The 15,382-nt window shown below is 67.5% G+C and carries 15 protein-coding genes, 4 tRNA genes and 2 pseudogenes; 14 read left to right on the forward strand and 7 right to left on the reverse strand.

Annotation, left to right across the window (positions count from 1 at the left end; all coding sequences use genetic code 11):
* Positions 1-11 precede the first annotated feature (11 nt).
* Positions 12-713 (forward strand): VldE C-terminal domain-containing protein, encoded by a 702-nt coding sequence (locus H7I57_RS05025; RefSeq protein ID WP_275080912.1) that lies wholly within the window; start codon positions 12-14, stop codon positions 711-713.
* A 6-nt stretch (positions 714-719) separates the two neighbouring features.
* On the opposite strand, the pseudogene H7I57_RS05030 reads toward H7I57_RS05025, so the two are convergent.
* Together H7I57_RS05030 and H7I57_RS05035 are read right to left on the reverse strand one after the other, a co-directional pair.
* Positions 720-851 (reverse strand): annotated as a pseudogene (locus tag H7I57_RS05030) (universal stress protein); the annotation flags it as partial.
* A gap of 58 nt (positions 852-909) precedes the next feature.
* Positions 910-985 (reverse strand) — tRNA-Lys (locus H7I57_RS05035).
* A gap of 126 nt (positions 986-1,111) precedes the next feature.
* On the opposite strand from H7I57_RS05035, the gene H7I57_RS05040 reads away from it, so the two are divergent.
* From H7I57_RS05040 to H7I57_RS05060, 5 genes and pseudogenes are all read left to right on the forward strand, one after another.
* Positions 1,112-1,184, forward strand: a tRNA-Glu gene (locus H7I57_RS05040).
* Positions 1,185-1,231: 47 nt separating this feature from the next.
* A tRNA-Asp gene (locus tag H7I57_RS05045) sits at positions 1,232-1,308 on the forward strand.
* A gap of 43 nt (positions 1,309-1,351) precedes the next feature.
* A tRNA-Phe gene (locus H7I57_RS05050) sits at positions 1,352-1,425 on the forward strand.
* Between the two features lie 16 nt (positions 1,426-1,441).
* Positions 1,442-1,994: pseudogene (locus tag H7I57_RS05055) on the forward strand (chorismate mutase).
* A gap of 21 nt (positions 1,995-2,015) precedes the next feature.
* A complete protein-coding gene (locus H7I57_RS05060) occupies positions 2,016-2,657 on the forward strand; it encodes a TetR/AcrR family transcriptional regulator (protein WP_264022254.1) in 642 nt (213 codons plus the stop codon).
* Here H7I57_RS05060 and H7I57_RS05065 read toward each other — a convergent pair.
* A complete protein-coding gene (locus H7I57_RS05065; RefSeq protein WP_264022255.1) occupies positions 2,624-3,415 on the reverse strand; it encodes an MBL fold metallo-hydrolase in 792 nt (263 codons plus the stop codon). The two genes, H7I57_RS05060 and H7I57_RS05065, sit on opposite strands and share 34 nt — an antisense overlap.
* Positions 3,416-3,535: 120 nt before the next feature.
* Between H7I57_RS05065 and H7I57_RS05070 the strand changes: the two genes are divergently transcribed.
* The gene (locus H7I57_RS05070) at positions 3,536-4,141 is read left to right on the forward strand and encodes a TetR/AcrR family transcriptional regulator (protein ID WP_264022257.1); all 606 of its coding nucleotides are present in this window, start codon (positions 3,536-3,538) and stop codon (positions 4,139-4,141) included.
* A 121-nt stretch (positions 4,142-4,262) separates the two neighbouring features.
* Positions 4,263-5,825 carry a phytoene desaturase family protein gene (locus tag H7I57_RS05075; RefSeq protein WP_264022258.1) on the forward strand — a complete coding sequence of 521 codons (1,563 nt, stop codon included), beginning with the start codon at positions 4,263-4,265 and terminating at the stop codon, positions 5,823-5,825.
* 2 nt (positions 5,826-5,827) lie between these two features.
* Here H7I57_RS05075 and H7I57_RS05080 read toward each other — a convergent pair whose 3' ends face one another.
* Both H7I57_RS05080 and H7I57_RS05085 read right to left on the reverse strand, forming a co-directional pair.
* Positions 5,828-5,977: a hypothetical protein gene (locus tag H7I57_RS05080; RefSeq protein WP_264022259.1), complete on the reverse strand. Its 150-nt coding sequence runs from the start codon at positions 5,975-5,977 to the stop codon at positions 5,828-5,830.
* Between the two features lie 33 nt (positions 5,978-6,010).
* Entirely contained in the window at positions 6,011-6,361 is a 351-nt protein-coding gene (locus tag H7I57_RS05085) for a UBP-type zinc finger domain-containing protein (protein WP_264022260.1), read from the reverse strand.
* Positions 6,362-6,443: 82 nt separating this feature from the next.
* Between H7I57_RS05085 and H7I57_RS05090 the strand changes: the two genes are divergently transcribed.
* From H7I57_RS05090 to H7I57_RS05100, 3 genes are all read left to right on the forward strand, one after another.
* Positions 6,444-6,884 (forward strand): SRPBCC family protein, encoded by a 441-nt coding sequence (locus H7I57_RS05090; protein ID WP_264022261.1) that lies wholly within the window; start codon positions 6,444-6,446, stop codon positions 6,882-6,884.
* A 312-nt stretch (positions 6,885-7,196) separates the two neighbouring features.
* Positions 7,197-7,640 (forward strand): SRPBCC family protein, encoded by a 444-nt coding sequence (locus tag H7I57_RS05095; protein WP_264022262.1) that lies wholly within the window; start codon positions 7,197-7,199, stop codon positions 7,638-7,640.
* 7 nt (positions 7,641-7,647) lie between these two features.
* The gene (locus H7I57_RS05100) at positions 7,648-8,106 is read left to right on the forward strand and encodes an SRPBCC family protein (protein WP_264022263.1); all 459 of its coding nucleotides are present in this window, start codon (positions 7,648-7,650) and stop codon (positions 8,104-8,106) included.
* A 31-nt stretch (positions 8,107-8,137) separates the two neighbouring features.
* Here H7I57_RS05100 and H7I57_RS05105 read toward each other — a convergent pair whose 3' ends face one another.
* The gene (locus H7I57_RS05105) at positions 8,138-9,313 is read right to left on the reverse strand and encodes a pyridoxal phosphate-dependent aminotransferase (protein ID WP_264022264.1); all 1,176 of its coding nucleotides are present in this window, start codon (positions 9,311-9,313) and stop codon (positions 8,138-8,140) included.
* Positions 9,314-9,323: 10 nt separating this feature from the next.
* Positions 9,324-10,550 carry an FGGY-family carbohydrate kinase gene (locus H7I57_RS05110; protein WP_264022266.1) on the reverse strand — a complete coding sequence of 409 codons (1,227 nt, stop codon included), beginning with the start codon at positions 10,548-10,550 and terminating at the stop codon, positions 9,324-9,326.
* 78 nt (positions 10,551-10,628) lie between these two features.
* Between H7I57_RS05110 and H7I57_RS05115 the strand changes: the two genes are divergently transcribed.
* From H7I57_RS05115 to H7I57_RS05125, 3 genes are all read left to right on the forward strand, one after another.
* Positions 10,629-11,732, forward strand: coding sequence for an alkene reductase (locus tag H7I57_RS05115; RefSeq protein ID WP_264022267.1), 1,104 nt, complete (start codon positions 10,629-10,631; stop codon positions 11,730-11,732).
* A gap of 201 nt (positions 11,733-11,933) precedes the next feature.
* Positions 11,934-13,145, forward strand: coding sequence for an acetyl-CoA C-acetyltransferase (locus H7I57_RS05120; RefSeq protein WP_264022268.1), 1,212 nt, complete (start codon positions 11,934-11,936; stop codon positions 13,143-13,145).
* A 15-nt stretch (positions 13,146-13,160) separates the two neighbouring features.
* On the forward strand, positions 13,161-15,320 hold the full coding sequence (locus H7I57_RS05125) for a 3-hydroxyacyl-CoA dehydrogenase NAD-binding domain-containing protein (RefSeq protein WP_264022269.1): 2,160 nt from the start codon (positions 13,161-13,163) through the stop codon (positions 15,318-15,320).
* The last annotated feature ends 62 nt before the right edge of the window (positions 15,321-15,382 follow it).

The raw sequence follows: 15,382 nt of genomic DNA on the forward strand, positions 1-15,382 counted from the left end.
CGTTTGCAGTTATGTTGCTTGGCGTGGGCAGGCACTCACTAGCCAAAGAGCGACGTAATCCGACGGTCCTTCTGGCGTCCGTGCTGGCTCCGGCAGCGGTGTTTCTCGTCGTCAAGGGCGACGCGAGTCCGCTCGCCGAGGCCGCCGACGTCGAGCCCGTCGTCGAACAGGCGCCCATGGCCGCCGCGGAGCCCGCAGCCCCCTGCTGCGTCGAGATCGTCGCGTCGCCGGCCACCGCGCCGGACCCGGCCTTGACGGTGGTTCCGGCGAGCGCGAGCGCCGATCCGGTGTCGCTGGTGTCCGCGTCGAGATGGCGCGTCGTCAGCCGTACCCTGCCGGCCGGGGTCGCGCCGGAGCGGGGCCTCCAGGTCAGGACAATCCTGACCTCGCGCAGCATCAGCGCGGTGTTCCCCGAGATCAGCAACATCGGTGGGGTCCGTCCGGATTCGCTGCGGTGGCATCCCAACGGCCTGGCGCTGGACGTGATGATCCCCAACTACACCTCCCAGGCGGGGATCGCGCTCGGCAACCAGATCGTCGCCTTCGTGATGGCCAACGCCGAGCGTTTCGGGATTCAGGACGCGATCTGGCGCGGTGCGTATTACACGCCCGGGGGCGGCGTACGAGCCGGGGGATACGGGCACTACGACCACGTCCACATCACCACGACCGGCGGCGGCTACCCGTCCGGTGACGAGCTCTACTTCCGCTGACTGCTCCCGGGCGACGATCACCGGCACTTCGGCCGCGTGCACCACGGTCGCGCTGACCGATCCGAGCATCGTTCCGGCGAATCCACCGCGGCCGTGGCTTCCCACCACGACGAGCTGAGCGGTGTCGGAGTGGTTGACCCCTACACCCGCCGCCGTTGGTCCCGAAGAACCTCATGCGAGTCTCCGGACATTGGTGTGGTGCCCCCACCAGGGCTCGAACCTGGGACCTGCGGATTAAAAGTCCGTAGCTCTACCAACTGAGCTATAGGGGCGGACGTGAAACCGGCTCTGCAAAGGATAGCGGCGGGGTGCTCGTTTGAGGATTTGGGTGTCGGTACCCTAAGCTATCGAAGCTCCCAACGGCACGTTGTTGTGAGTACCCCGAAGAGATTCGGCCGGCCCCCTTCGTCTAGCGGCCTAGGACGCCGCCCTTTCAAGGCGGTAGCGCGGGTTCGAATCCCGTAGGGGGTACACGCGGCGACCGTAAAGTCGGGAGTTGCACGAGAGTTCCACAGTAAGGCCCTGTGGCGCAGTTGGTTAGCGCGCCGCCCTGTCACGGCGGAGGTCGCGGGTTCGAGTCCCGTCAGGGTCGCCATTGCGGCGACGCACTTTGTTCGGCGAAGTGATCGATGCCGTCCGGCCAGGTAGCTCAGTTGGTACGAGCGTCCGCCTGAAAAGCGGAAGGTCGCCGGTTCGATCCCGGCCCTGGCCACAGAATGATCAACTGGATGCTTCGTACCGCTGCTGCGTGTGTCGCTGTCGGCCTGGCCCTGTTGGTCGCCCCGGCCGCGCACGGCCAGCCCGAGAACCCGTTGGTGCCTCGTGGACGCCGCGGCGCAGCGCCTCCAGGTCGCTGAACCCGTTGCCGCCACCAAGTTCCTCGACGGTGGCCTCATCGAAGACCCGGTCCGAGAGCAGCAGGTCCTCGACGCCGTGGCCGCCGACGCGACGAACCGGGCCATCGACCCCGGGTACGTCACGACCATCTTCCGCGACCAGATCGACGCCACCGTCGCCATCGAGTACCAGCGGCTGGCGCAGTGGAAGCTCGACCCGGCCGCCGCACCTGCCGACGCCCCCGATCTGGCGTCGTCCAGGGCCACGATCGACGGACTCAACCGGGCGATGGTGACCGAGATGGCCGACCAGTGGCAGGCGCTGCACTCGCCGTCCTGTACCGCCGATCTCGACGCCGCCACGGCGGCGGTGGCCCAGGCCCGCGCCCTGGACCCGCTGTACCGGCAGGCCGTCGACTTCGCGACCCGCAACTACTGCCGGTAGACGTGGAATCATGTCCGTGACATGAAGAGCACGGGCGTGGGAAACAACGGCGGTGATGCCGACAGAAGCGACTTCCGGCAGCGACTGCTCGATGCCCTCGAGGCGTCGATAGCCGAGGGCGGGTACGCCAGGACGACGGTCGCCGACATCGTCCGCCGAGCCAAGACGTCACGGCGTACGTTCTATGAGCATTTCGACAGCAGAGACGCGTGTTACGTCGCGCTGCTCTCCGAGGCGAACGACGATCAGGTCAGGCAGATCTCCGAGGCGGTCGACCCCAGCGCGCCGTGGCAGAAGCAGGTGCGCCAGGCGGTCGAGGCGTGGATCTCCTCGGGGGAGGCGCGGTCCGCGCTGATGCTCAGCTGGATCCGGGATGTGCCGGCGCTGGGTGCCGCCGCGCGGGGGCTGCAGCGCGACGCGATGGAGAGCTTCATCGACATGGTCGGCACCCTAGGCGCCACCGACGAGTTCCGGGCGGCGGGCGTCGGACCGGTGTCGCGCAGGCGCATCATCATGCTCCTCGGCGGTCTGCGGGAGTTGACCGCGATCACCGTCGAGGAGGGCGGGCGGATGAGCGACGTCACCGACGAGGCGGTGGACGCCTCGATCGCCCTGCTGAGCCCGCACCCTCAGACCGACGCGGTGGACCTCGCGCGCTCGTAGAGCGTCGGGTCGTGGGAACAGACGATCAGAAGGTCGGATTCCCCGCGCCGGTACAACTCCACGAGCCGGGCGTGGTTCTCCCCGACCATCCCCCGGTCGAACGCGACCACCTTCTCGAAAGCGGTCAGCACCGGTACCCGCGGGGCGTCGTCGAGCGTGCCGTGTTGATAGAAGGCGTCACCGGCGTGCAGAACCCACCGGTGACCGGCGTCCACCGCGACACAGGCATGTCCGCGCGTGTGGCCCGGCAGCGGCACCAACACGAAGCCGGGAGCGATCTCCGTCAGCTCCCTTGCGGTGGCGAACCCACGCCAGGCCTCACCGTCGACGTCGTGCTCGACGATCTTGGGTCCGTGCGCCCACTGGGCGCTGCGGAACCGGATCCTGTCGCCGAACGCGCGGGACCGCATGGCGCCGAGGGCTTCCGAAGCGGTGACGTGGATCTGCGCGTCGGGGAAATCCGCGATACCGCCGATGTGATCGGCGTCGAAGTGGGTGACGATGATGTGGCGGACGTCGGAGCGTCGGTACCCGAGCTTCTCGATCTGGCCGAGGGCGGTTTCGCCCGGATCGAACGCCGGCCGGAAGAAGCGTCGGCGGATCCGCCCGAAGCGTGCGGGGCTGTGGCAGTCGAGGGAGCCGAAGCCGGAGTCGACCAGGACCAACCCGCCAGCGGACTCGACCAGCAGCACGTGACACACCAACGTGCCCGTCCCCAGCGGCCGCATCGTGCCGCAGTTCAGGTGATGAACCTTCACGGCTGCCCCCCAAGACTTTGAGCGACAAGTCAAGGCGACGGAAACGTCGACTGTCAATGCGGGCGAGGGCCCTGCCGTTTTGTCAATCTTGACGGTTCGGGGGTGGGGTAGCTTACGCACATGGTCCGACCGGCCCAGACGGCCCGCAGCGAGCGCACCCGCGAAGCGCTGCGACAGGCGGCGGTGGTCCGGTTCCTCGCCCAGGGCGTCGAGGACACCTCTGCCGAGCAGATCGCGGCCGACGCCGGGGTGTCGCTGCGGACGTTCTACCGGCACTTCGCGTCCAAGCACGATCTGCTCTTCGCCGACTACGACGCCGGGCTGCACTGGTTCCGTTCGGCGCTGGCGGCACGCTCGCCCGACGAGTCGATCATCGAATCGGTGCAGTCGGCGATCATGGCCTCGCCCTACGACGACTGGGCCGTCACCAAGATCGCCTCGATGCGCGCGCAGGAACTCGACGCGGGACGCATCGTGCGCCACATCCGTCAGGTCGAAGCCGATTTCGCCGAGGCGATCGAGGCGCACCTCGCCGGCGTGGACCCGCCGTCGCCCGGTACCGACGCCCGGATGCGCGTCACCGTCACCGCACGGTGCATCGCGGCCGCGGTATTCGGTGCGATGGAGGTCTGGATGCTCGGCGAGGACCGCTCGCTGCCCGAACTGGATCGGCTGTGCCGGCACGCGCTCGAGCTGCTGCGGACGGGCATCGACGACCGAATCTGACCGCCGGAATTGCATTCCGGCAGGCGCGTTCTCGATCTTTTCCTGCTGGAATGCAATTCCGGCGGACCTCGGAGTTTCGTCAATATTGACAAAACTGTTACGGTCGTGTCAGCCTCAGCCGATGACGGACTTCGACGCGATCGTCGTGGGAGCGGGCCACAACGGCCTGACCGCAGCGGCGCTCATGCAGCAGGCAGGGTTGCGCACCCTGTGTCTGGATTCCAAGCTCTACGCAGGCGGGATGGCCTCGACCGTCGAACTCTTCGACGGCTACCGGTTCGAGATCGCCGGTTCGGTGCAGGTGCCCACCTCGGCGGTCGTCAGCCGGGCCCTCGGACTCGACGACCTGCCCACGGTCGACCTCGAGGTGATGTCCGTGCAGCTGCGCGGGATCGGCGACGACCCCGTCATCTACTACACCGACCCGATGAAGCTGCTGACGCACCTCAACGAGGTGCACGGGGCAGAGGCCGTCAACGGTATGGCGGGACTGATGGCCTGGTGTCAGGCGCCGACGCGGGCCCTGGGCCGCTTCGACGCGGCGCTGCCGCCGAGGACGCTCGACGAGATGTACGCCTGTGCCACAAATGAATTCGAGCGGCAGGCGATCAGTGACATGTTGTTCGGGTCGGTCAGCGACGTGCTCGACCGCTACCTGCCGGACCGGGAGAAGCACGGCGCGTTGCGCGGCATGCTGGCGTTCCTGGCCGTCAACACCACCTACCGCGGACCCGCGACGCCGGGCAGCGCCGCGGCGCTGGCGTTCGGACTGGCCGTGCCCGACGAGAACGCCACGCTGATCAAGAAATTCCGCGGCGGAATGGGGGCGGTGACCGAGCACCTTCTGGGAATGTTCACCACCGCGGGCGGCGAACTACGCCTTCGCAGCAAGGTCGAGGGGATCGTCGTCGGCGACGGCCGGGTCACGGGGGTGCGACTGGACGACGGGTCGATGCTGAACGCCCCGGTGGTCGTCTCCGGTGTCGCACCCGATCTCACCGTGAACGGCCTGATCGATCCCACCGCGACACCGTCCGACATCCGAGAACGCTTCTCGCACATCGATCATCGCGGAAGCTATCTGCAGATGCACTTCGCGCTCGACGGCACGCCCACATTCGCCGAGCCGTACGAGGTGCTCAACGACCCGGAGTACCAGTCCGCCATCGGCATCTTCACCACACCCGAGGACCTGCAGCAGCAATGGGAAGACTCCCGGCGCGGCGTCGTGCCCGTAGACCCGGCGATCGCGCTGCAGATCCCGTCGGCCAACGATCCCGGCCTGGCCCCGCCGGGCAAGCATGCGGCGTCGGCGTTCTCGCTGTGGTTCCCGATCGAGGACAGCGAGTCGAGCTACGGCGACATGAAGGCCGAGATGGGCCGCAATGTCATCGAGAAGATCACGAGGCTGGCACCCGACTTCGAGAGCCTGATCCTGCGCCACACCACGTTCACGCCCAAGCACATGGGCACCATGTTCGGCGCTCCGGGAGGGGACTACTGCCACGGACTGATCCACCCGGAGCAGATGGGCCCCAACCGCCCCGGACCGAAAGGCTATGTCGACCAGCCGGTTCCGATCGACGGGCTGTACCTGGCCAGTGCCGGGTGCCACGGTGGTCCCGGCATCACGTTCATTCCCGGCTACAACGCCGCCCAGCAGGTCCTGGCCGACCGGGGCTGAGGTCAGGTGGCCGGGCCGCTGGGCGTGGCACCGCCTTCGTCGGACCAGTCGGCACCCTCGTCGGTGCCCTTCGACGGATCGCTCAGGACGTCGTTGTCGGCGTCGTCGGATCCCGCATCGGACTCGGTGGTCTTCGGCTTGTCTTTCGTCACTGGTGAGTACTACCCCGTGGACGTCCGGTTGACTCAGCCGCGCGCCCGAAGCTGTGCCATCCAGTCGGCCGGGACGCGGCCGCGGGGTCCGGGCACCGTCTGGTCCGCGGGCCGGCTCTGCGGCGCAGCGAGTTCCAGACCGTCGTAGTAGTCATTGGTGTCGAAGTTCCAGAACCAGTCCTCGCCCGGCTCGAACGACCGGATGATGGGGTGACCGGTGGCGCGCCAGTGCGCGGACGCATGCCGCGCCGGCGAATCGTCGCAGCACCCGATGTGTCCGCAGGCGGCGCACCGCCGCAGATGCACCCACCACCCGCCGTCGGCGTCGCATTCGACGCACCCTGTGCCGCTCGGGGGAACCGTGGGATCGATTGCCGCGCTCACCCCGCCGAGCCTAGCGCCGCGCGTTGCCGCCAGTCGCCCCATCTCGATCCGAACGGCGACCCGCGTGGTCTATCGTCGCGCCATGGCAACCAAGGATTCCCGCGAGGTCGTGATCGAGGCAACTCCCGAGCAGATCCTCGACGTCATCGCCGACGTCGAGGCGACCCCCACCTGGTCGCCGCAGTATCAGAAGGCCGAGATCCTCGAGAGCTACGACACCGGCAGGCCCAAGAAGGTCAAGATGACGGTCAAGGCGGCGGGCCTGACCGACGAGCAGGTGATCGAGTACACCTGGGGGGACGACGAAGTCACGTGGACGCTGGTGTCGGCCGGCCAGCTGAAGGCTCAGGACGCCGGATACACGCTCACACCCGAGGGCGACAAGACCCGGGTGCGGTTCGACATCGCGATCGACCTGTCCGTGCCGATGCCGGGCTTCATCCTGAAGCGCACGATGAAGGGCGGCGTGGAGACCGCGACAGAAGGCCTGCGCAAACAGGTGCTCAAAGTCATCAAGGGGTGACCGGAGGGGGTCTCTCGCCCGGCGGGTGCTGTCTCTCGGATGGCGTGCACGACGAAGGCCCTCGGCCCCCGCGTCACCGCCGTCCCCACCTGAAGTGAAGCCGTCCTCAGCAAACATCTGCGTGCCCGACGAAACCCCGGTGACGAGGGACGCCGTCAGCAGGCGGCACCGGCGCCGCTGTTCTCGCGCACTCCGTGCGGACCCGGCGACTGCGCCGCCGGAAACGTACGACCGCGCCCGGATCAGCTGTTGATCTTGATTAGCTGCAGTGCCCATTGCGCGAGGCCTCTAATGTGACTAGGATTTGCCAGTATGGCGGTGCGAGCTTCGAGCGAAGTCGTCATCGAGGCGCCGCCCTCGATGATTCTGGACGCGTTGGCCGATATCGAAGGGGTGGCGTCCTGGTCGGCGGTGCACAAGGACGCCGAGGTGCTGGACCGCTACCCCGACGGCCGGCCGCACCACGTGAAGGCGACGGTCAAGATCATGGGGATCGCCGACAAGGAGTTGCTCGAGTACCACTGGGGTGACGACTGGGTGGTGTGGGACGCGGCCCAGACGTTCCGGCAGCGCTGTCAGCACGGCGAGTACAACCTGACCCCCGAGGGCGAGGACAGAACGCGGGTCCGGTTCGACCTGATCCTCGACCTGGGGGCCCCGTTCCCGGGCTTCCTGGCCAAGCGGGCGAAGAAGATGGTGCTCGACATCGCGCTGGAGGATCTTCGCGAGCGCGTGACGCGTCCGGCATCCCGGTAGCACGCTCATGGCGATCCGGACTTCGCGGGAGTTCCTGATCGAGGCGCCTCGCGCCGCCGTCATGGACGCCCTCGCCGACGTGGATGCACTGCCGTCCTACTCGGCGATGCACAAACGGGTCGAGGTGGTCGACCGCTATCCCGAGGGCCGCCCGCACCATGTCCGGGTGAAGGTGCGGGTCCTCGGTCTGGCCGACACCGAGGTGCTCGAATATCGTTGGGGTCCGGACTGGTTGGTGTGGGATGCCGAGCCGACGTCGCAGCAGTACGCCCAGCACGTGGAGTACCTGCTGCAGCCCGAGAACGACGGTCGGGCCACCCGGGTACGGGTGGACATCACCGTCGAGCCGGTGGCGCCGATTCCCGACTTCCTCGTCAGGAGGGCCAGCGGCGCGGTGATCGACGCGGCGACCTCCGGGCTACGGCAGCTGGCGCTGCGCGGCCACCCTGAGCACCACGCCGAGTAGTTCGGCGCGCTCGGCGACGGTGCTCTGGGAACTAGGCGCCGACCTGAAGCGTCCGCAACCGCCGGATCGCCTCGTCGAGGGTGTCGTCGCGCTTACAGAAGGCGAAGCGCACCAAGTGGTTCCACTGATCGGCATGCGCTGCCCCGGGATCGCAGAACGCGGACATCGGGATGGCAGCGACGCCGACGCGCTCCGGTAGCTCTGCGCAGAACGTCGTGCTGTCGTCGTAACCGAGCGGTCGCGGATCGGCGCACAGGAAGTACGTGCCGAAGCTGTCGTGCACTTCGAAACCGATGTCGGCCAGCGCCGAACCCAGCCTGTCGCGCCTGGACTGCAACGAGACCCGCAGCCCCTCCACCCACGCATCCTCGGTGGACAGCGCCTGAGCCACCGCGGGCTGGAACGGGGCGCCGCCGACATAGCTGAGGTACTGCTTGGCCGCACGAACACCCTTGATGAGTTCGCTTGGCCCGCAGGCCCATCCGATCTTCCAACCGGTGACGTTGAACATCTTGGCCGCGCTGGAGATCGTGACCGTGCGTTCGGCCATCCCGGGGTACCCGGCCAGCGGCAGGTGACGGCGTCCGTCGAAGACGAGGTGTTCGTAGACCTCGTCGGTGATGACCAGCAGATCGGCCGACACCGCCAGCTCGGCCAGTGCGCGCAGCTCGTCGTCGGTGGCCACGGTGCCGGTCGGATTGTGTGGCGAGTTGACGATGATCGCCTTGGTCTTGGGGGTGACGGCCCGCCGCAGGCCCTCGATGTCGATGGCGAAGCCCCGGCCGTCGGGCAGCATCGGGACGGCGCGGCGATCGCAGCCGGCCATGGCGATGACGGGGGAGTAGGAGTCGTAGAACGGTTCGATCAACAGCACCTCGGAACCGGGTTCGACCAGTCCGAGCACCGACGCGGCAATGGCCTCGGTCGCGCCGACGGTGACGAGCACCTCGGTGTCGGGGTCGTACTCGATGCCGTAGCGGCGCTGGCGCTGCGCGGCGATCGCGTGCCGAAGCGGCGCGATGCCCAACCCGGGCGGGTACTGGTTGACGCCCTCGGCGATGGCGTTCTGGGCGGTCTTGAGCATCGCCGCCGGGCCGTCTTCGTCGGGGAAGCCCTGGCCGAGGTTGACCGCGCCGATCCGGGCCGCCAGCGCGGACGTCTCGGCGAAGATCGTCACCGCGAAGGGCCGCAACCGTTGAACCGTCACGGGTCGAAGCCTAGCGTCGGCCCACCTCCGGCGAATCCATCGCCGTGAGCCGGTGGATCTGGTGCTTGGTGGTCTGATACATCTCCCGCCACGTCCGATAGAGCTCGTGGTACATCGAGGCTCGGTGCGGGTCGGGTTCGATCGTCCTGGCGATGCGGGTCCAGTCGGCGGATCGGGGAAGAAGCCCTACGCCCACCGCCGCCATGAGCGCGCCGCCGAAGCTCGCGCCGATCGTCTGCTCGGGGACGAGCTGTGTGCGTCCCGTGATGTCGCTGACCGCCTGGGCCCAGATCGGGCTCCGCAGCCCGCCGCCGACGGCGACCACCCGACTGCTCGGCGCAGCGGAGTCGAAGACCTCCAGGATCTCGCGGACACCGAACGCGATGCCCTCGTAGGCGGCGCGCACGAGGTGGCCCCGTCCGTGCCGCAGGCTCAGGCCGGCGACGATTCCCCGGGCTAGGGGATCGAAGATCGGTGTTCGTTCCCCGGCCAGGTAGGGGAGCATGACGACACCGTCGCTTCCGGGCGGCACCGCCATTGCCTCCGCGGTGAGTTCGTCGAATGGTGCGTTGCCGGTGACATTTTGAATCCAGTCGATCAGGCTGCCCGCAGTGGCTGTTCCCGCCGCCAGCGCGTAGGTGCCCCGTTCCACCCCGGCAGTCGTCCACAGTGCCGGATCGGTGTGGTAATCGGCGGCCACCTGGACGATGAACATCGTCGAGCCGTACATGAGCATGAGGTCGCCGGGGTCGCGCACGCCGACGGAAAACGCCTCGGCCAATGCGTCGACGGTTCCGGTGACGACCGGTGTTCCTGCCGGGATCCCGGTGGCCGCGGCCGCCGCCGCGGTCACGGTCCCGACCACCTCATCCGGCCACGCCAGTCTGGGCAGCGGGAGGTGACGGCAGATCCGTTGTGCCCATTCGTGGTTCCAGTCGAAGGACGATGTGTTGTAGAGCGGATCGCACTGGCTGGCGGTGTGGTGGTCCAGAACGTATTCGCCGGTCAGCTTCGCCGTGATGTACGAGTTCGAGCCGAACCACATGCCGGCGCGCGCGAAGACGGCGGGCTCGTTGCGGTGTATCCACACCGCCTCGGCATCGACTTCCGCCCAGCCGGGACGAGGAAGATCCATCGCGTGGGGCGACGTCTCGGTCGCCAGCACCGTCCCCGATGCATCGGTGAGTACCCCTTTGGTACTCCCGGTCCCGATGTCGATCCCAAGCAGTACGTCCACGCGGTCACCGTAGCCTCGCCTGGCCGTCATGAATCGGGTTCGGGAATGAATGCGCCGGGCGGGGCGCTGACTGCAGGCATGACCTTCACTCTCGGCGAGAACTCGGCACTGCTGAAACCCATGACGCTGGGCGGTGCCGATTTGGCGAACCGAATCTTCATGGCGCCGTTGACCCGAACGCGTGCCGAGTCCGACGCCACCCCGTCGGAGTTGGCCGCCACCTACTACGCGCAGCGCGCCGCCGCTGGCCTGATCATCAGCGAGGCGACCGCGGTCGCCGAATCCGCCAACGGCGCGTACGTCAACACTCCGGGTCTGTTCACCGACCGGCATCAGCAACGCTGGGCACAGATCGCCGACGCCGTCCATGCGGAGGGCGGGCGGATGTTCGTGCAGTTGTGGCATGTCGGACGGATGGCGCATCCGCAGATCAGTGGTGTGGAGACGGTCGGCCCGTCGCCGATCGCCGCGGACATGGTGGCGCACACCCCCGACGGCAAGGAGCCGCTGCCGGTGCCGCGCGCGCTGCGCACCGACGAGATCGCCGCAATCGTCGAGGATTTCCGCGCCGCCGCCCGTCGGGCCGTCGACGCGGGCGTGGACGGTGTGGAGATCCATTCGGCCAACGGCTATCTGCTCCACGAGTTCCTCTCCGACGTCGTCAACCAACGCACCGACGGATACGGCGGATCCGCGCACAACCGGGCTCGCTTCACCGCCGAGGTCGTCGAGGCGGTCGCCGCCGAGATCGGGGCGGAGCGCGTCGGACTGCGCATCTCACCCGGAAACGGCGCAGGCGACATGCGTGAGGTCGACGAGATCAGTACCTACGAGGTTCTGCTGTGCCGGATCGCCCCGCTCGGGATCGGTTATCTGCACATGTTGATCGAGCCGTCGCAGCCTGCGTTCGCGGCGCTGCGCACCCAGTGGGAGGGTGCCCTGGTCCTCAACACCCCCCGGGAGATCGACACCGACTTCGAGCAGCTGGAGAACCTGGCGGAGTGGGGCGTGATCAGCGCGGCCGCTGTCGGTCGAGCGTTCCTGGCCAACCCGGACCTGGTGGAGCGGCTGGTGGCAGGCGCAGATCTCAACGAACCCGACGAGGCGACGTTCTATTCGTCCGGGCCCGTCGGCTACATCGATTACCCGACGCTCGTCGACGCCGAGCAACTCTCGGCCTGAGTCACCTCGGTCAGCAGACACGAACTCGCACGCAATCCGACAGGATCGTGCGAGTTTGTGTCTGCTCGCGGTGTGTGAAGCCGCCCACCCTCCCAACCAACGGGTTGGGCGAGGCTGATAGTCTGCGGATCAGAGGACTGCCCTCCCGTGGACCCACGCCATCGGGGTCCGCACACCAACATCAATAGGAGTGGGACGCCGATGTCCGAAGAAGCCTTCATCTATGAGGCCATCCGCACGCCGCGCGGTAAGCAGCGAAACGGTTCGCTCAACGAGATCAAGCCCGTCAACCTCGTCGTCGGCCTGATCGACGAGTTGCGGTCGCGTTTCCCCGACCTCGACGAGACCATGATCAGCGATCTGATCCTGGGCTGCGTCTCGCCGGTCGGCGATCAGGGCGGCGACATCGCCCGCACCGCCGGCCTGGTGGCGGGCCTGCCGGAGACCACCGGCGGGTTCCAGCTCAACCGCTTCTGCGCCTCGGGCCTGGAGGCCGTCAACTTGGCCGCCCAGAAGGTGCGGTCCGGCTGGGACGATCTGGTGATCGCCGGCGGTGTCGAGTCGATGAGCCGCGTCCCCATGGGGTCCGACGGCGGCGCGTGGGCAGGTGACCCGGAGACCAACTACCGCATCGGCTTCGTCCCGCAGGGCATCGGCGCCGACCTGATCGCCACCATCGAGGGCTTCTCCCGCGAGGACGTCGACCGCTACGCCGCGCGTTCGCAGGAGAGGGCCGCGGCGGCATGGTCGGGCGGCTACTTCGCCAAGTCGGTCGTACCGGTCAAGGACCAGAACGGTCTGGTGGTCCTCGACCATGACGAGCACATGCGGCCGGGGTCGACCGTGGAGAGCCTGGGCAAGCTGAAGACCGCATTCGACGGTATCGGGGCGATGGGCGGCTTCGACGATGTGGCGCTGCAGAAGTACCACTACGTCGAGAAGATCAACCACGTCCACACCGGCGGCAACAGTTCCGGCATCGTCGACGGCGCCGCGCTGGTCTTGGTCGGTTCAGAGAGCGCAGGAAGCGCGCAGGGGTTGACCCCCCGGGCACGCGTCGTGGCCACCGCAACCAGCGGCGCCGATCCGGTCATCATGCTCACCGGTCCCACCCCGGCCACCCGCAAGGTGCTCGACCGCGCCGGCCTGACCGTCGACGACATCGACCTGTTCGAACTGAACGAGGCGTTCGCCTCGGTGGTGCTGAAGTTCCAGAAGGACCTCGGCATCCCCGACGAGAAACTCAACGTCAACGGCGGCGCCATCGCGATGGGCCACCCGCTGGGCGCCACCGGCGCCATGATCACCGGAACCATGGTCGACGAACTCGAGCGCCGTGGTGCTCGACGTGCCCTCATCACACTGTGCATCGGCGGCGGTATGGGCGTGGCCACAATCATTGAACGAGTTTGAGAGGTACGAACAGTAATGGCAGAGAACACCATTCAGTGGGACAAGGATGCCGACGGCATCGTCACCCTGACGCTGGATGACCCGACCGGTTCGGCCAACGTGATGAACGAGCACTACAAGGAATCGATGCACAACACCGTGCAACGCCTTGTGGAAGAGAAGGATTCGATCACCGGTGTGGTGATCACCAGCGCCAAGAAGACGTTCTTCGCCGGTGGTGACCTCAAGGGCATGATGAACGTCGGTCCGGACAATGCCGCCGAATCGTTCGCCGAGGTCGAGTTCATCAAGGCCGACCTGCGCACGTTGGAGACGCTGGGCAAGCCGGTCGTGGCGGCCATCAACGGCGCTGCACTCGGCGGCGGCCTGGAGATCGCGCTGGCGTGTCATCACCGCATCGCGGCCGATGTCAAGGGTTCGGTCATCGGCCTGCCCGAGGTGACACTGGGCCTGCTGCCCGGCGGTGGCGGCGTGGCCCGCACCGTGCGGATGTTCGGCATCCAGAAGGCCTTCATGGAGGTGCTGAGCCAGGGCACCCGCTTCAAGCCGGGCAAGGCCAAGGACATGGGCCTCGTCGATGAATTGGTCGGCAGCGTGGACGAGCTCGTCCCCGCGGCGAAGGCCTGGATCAAGGCTGAGGTTCTCCGGCACCCGGATGGCACATCCCAGCCGTGGGATCAGAAGGGCTACAAGATGCCCGGCGGCACCCCGGCCAGCCCCGCGCTGGCCGCGATCCTGCCGTCGTTCCCCGCGCTGCTGCGCAAGCAACTCAAAGGTGCTCCGATGCCGGCGCCGCGCGCCATTCTGGACGCGGCCGTCGAAGGTGCACAGGTCGATTTCGACACTGCCAGCCGCATCGAGAGCCGCTACTTCACCACGCTCGTCACCGGCCAGACGGCCAAGAACATGATTCAGGCCTTCTTCCTGGACCTGCAGACCATCAACGGCGGCGGCTCGCGTCCGGACGGTATCGGCAAGACGCCGATCACCAAGGTCGGTGTGCTCGGCGCAGGCATGATGGGCGCAGGCATCGCCTACGTCTCAGCCAAGGCCGGATTCGAGGTCGTGCTCAAGGACGTCAGCATCGAGGCAGCGGAGAAGGGCAAGAACTACTCGGAGAAGATCGAGGCCAAGGCGCTGGAGCGGGGCCGGACCACCGAGGAGAAGTCGAAGGAGCTGCTGGCCCGGATCACGCCGACCGCCGACGCCGCCGACTTCAAGGGCGTCGACTTCGTCATCGAGGCGGTATTCGAGAGCCAGGAACTCAAGCACAAGGTGTTCCAGGAGATCGAGGACGTCGTCGAGCCCAACGCCGTTCTCGGCTCGAACACCTCCACGCTGCCGATCACCGGTCTGGCGACCGGCGTGAAGCGCCAGGAGGACTTCATCGGGATCCACTTCTTCTCGCCGGTCGACAAGATGCCCCTGGTGGAGATCATCAAGGGCGAGAAGACTTCCGACGAGGCGCTGGCCCGGGTGTTCGACTACACGCTGGCCATCGGCAAGACCCCGATCGTCGTGAACGACAGCCGCGGCTTCTTCACCAGCCGGGTCATCGGCACCTTCGTCAACGAGGCGCTGGCGATGCTCGGCGAGGGTGTCGCCCCGGCCAGCATCGAGCAGGCGGGTTCGCAGGCCGGTTACCCGGCGCCGCCGCTGCAGCTCTCCGACGAGCTCAACCTCGAGCTGATGCAGAAGATCGCCGCCGCCACCCGCAAGGGGGTCGAGGAGGCCGGCGGCACCTACGAGCCGCACCCGGCCGAGGCCGTCGTCAACAAGATGATCGAGATCGGGCGGCCGTCGCGGCTGAAGGGCGCGGGTTTCTACTCCTACGTCGACGGCAAGCGCGTCGGACTGTGGGACGGGTTGAAGGACACCTTCAACTCCGGTAGCTCCACCCCGCCGCTGCAGGACATGATCGACCGCATGCTGTTCGCCGAGGCGCTGGAGACCCAGAAGTGCCTCGACGAGGGTGTGCTCACGTCGACCGCCGACGCCAACATCGGATCGATCATGGGCATCGGCTTCCCGCCCTACACCGGTGGCTCGGCACAGTTCATCGTCGGCTACCAGGGTGCACTGGGCACGGGCAAGGACGCCTTCGTCGCGCGCGCGAAGGAGTTGGCCGCCAAGTACGGTGACCGTTTCACCCCGCCGGAGTCGCTGACCAAGTAGGCCCTGACGCATGAGCCCCCGCGACAACGCCTTGGTTGCGGGGGCTTGTGCGTTGTCGGGCC

This window comes from Mycolicibacterium pyrenivorans, from assembly GCF_025821625.1.
Taxonomy (GTDB): domain Bacteria; phylum Actinomycetota; class Actinomycetes; order Mycobacteriales; family Mycobacteriaceae; genus Mycobacterium; species Mycobacterium pyrenivorans.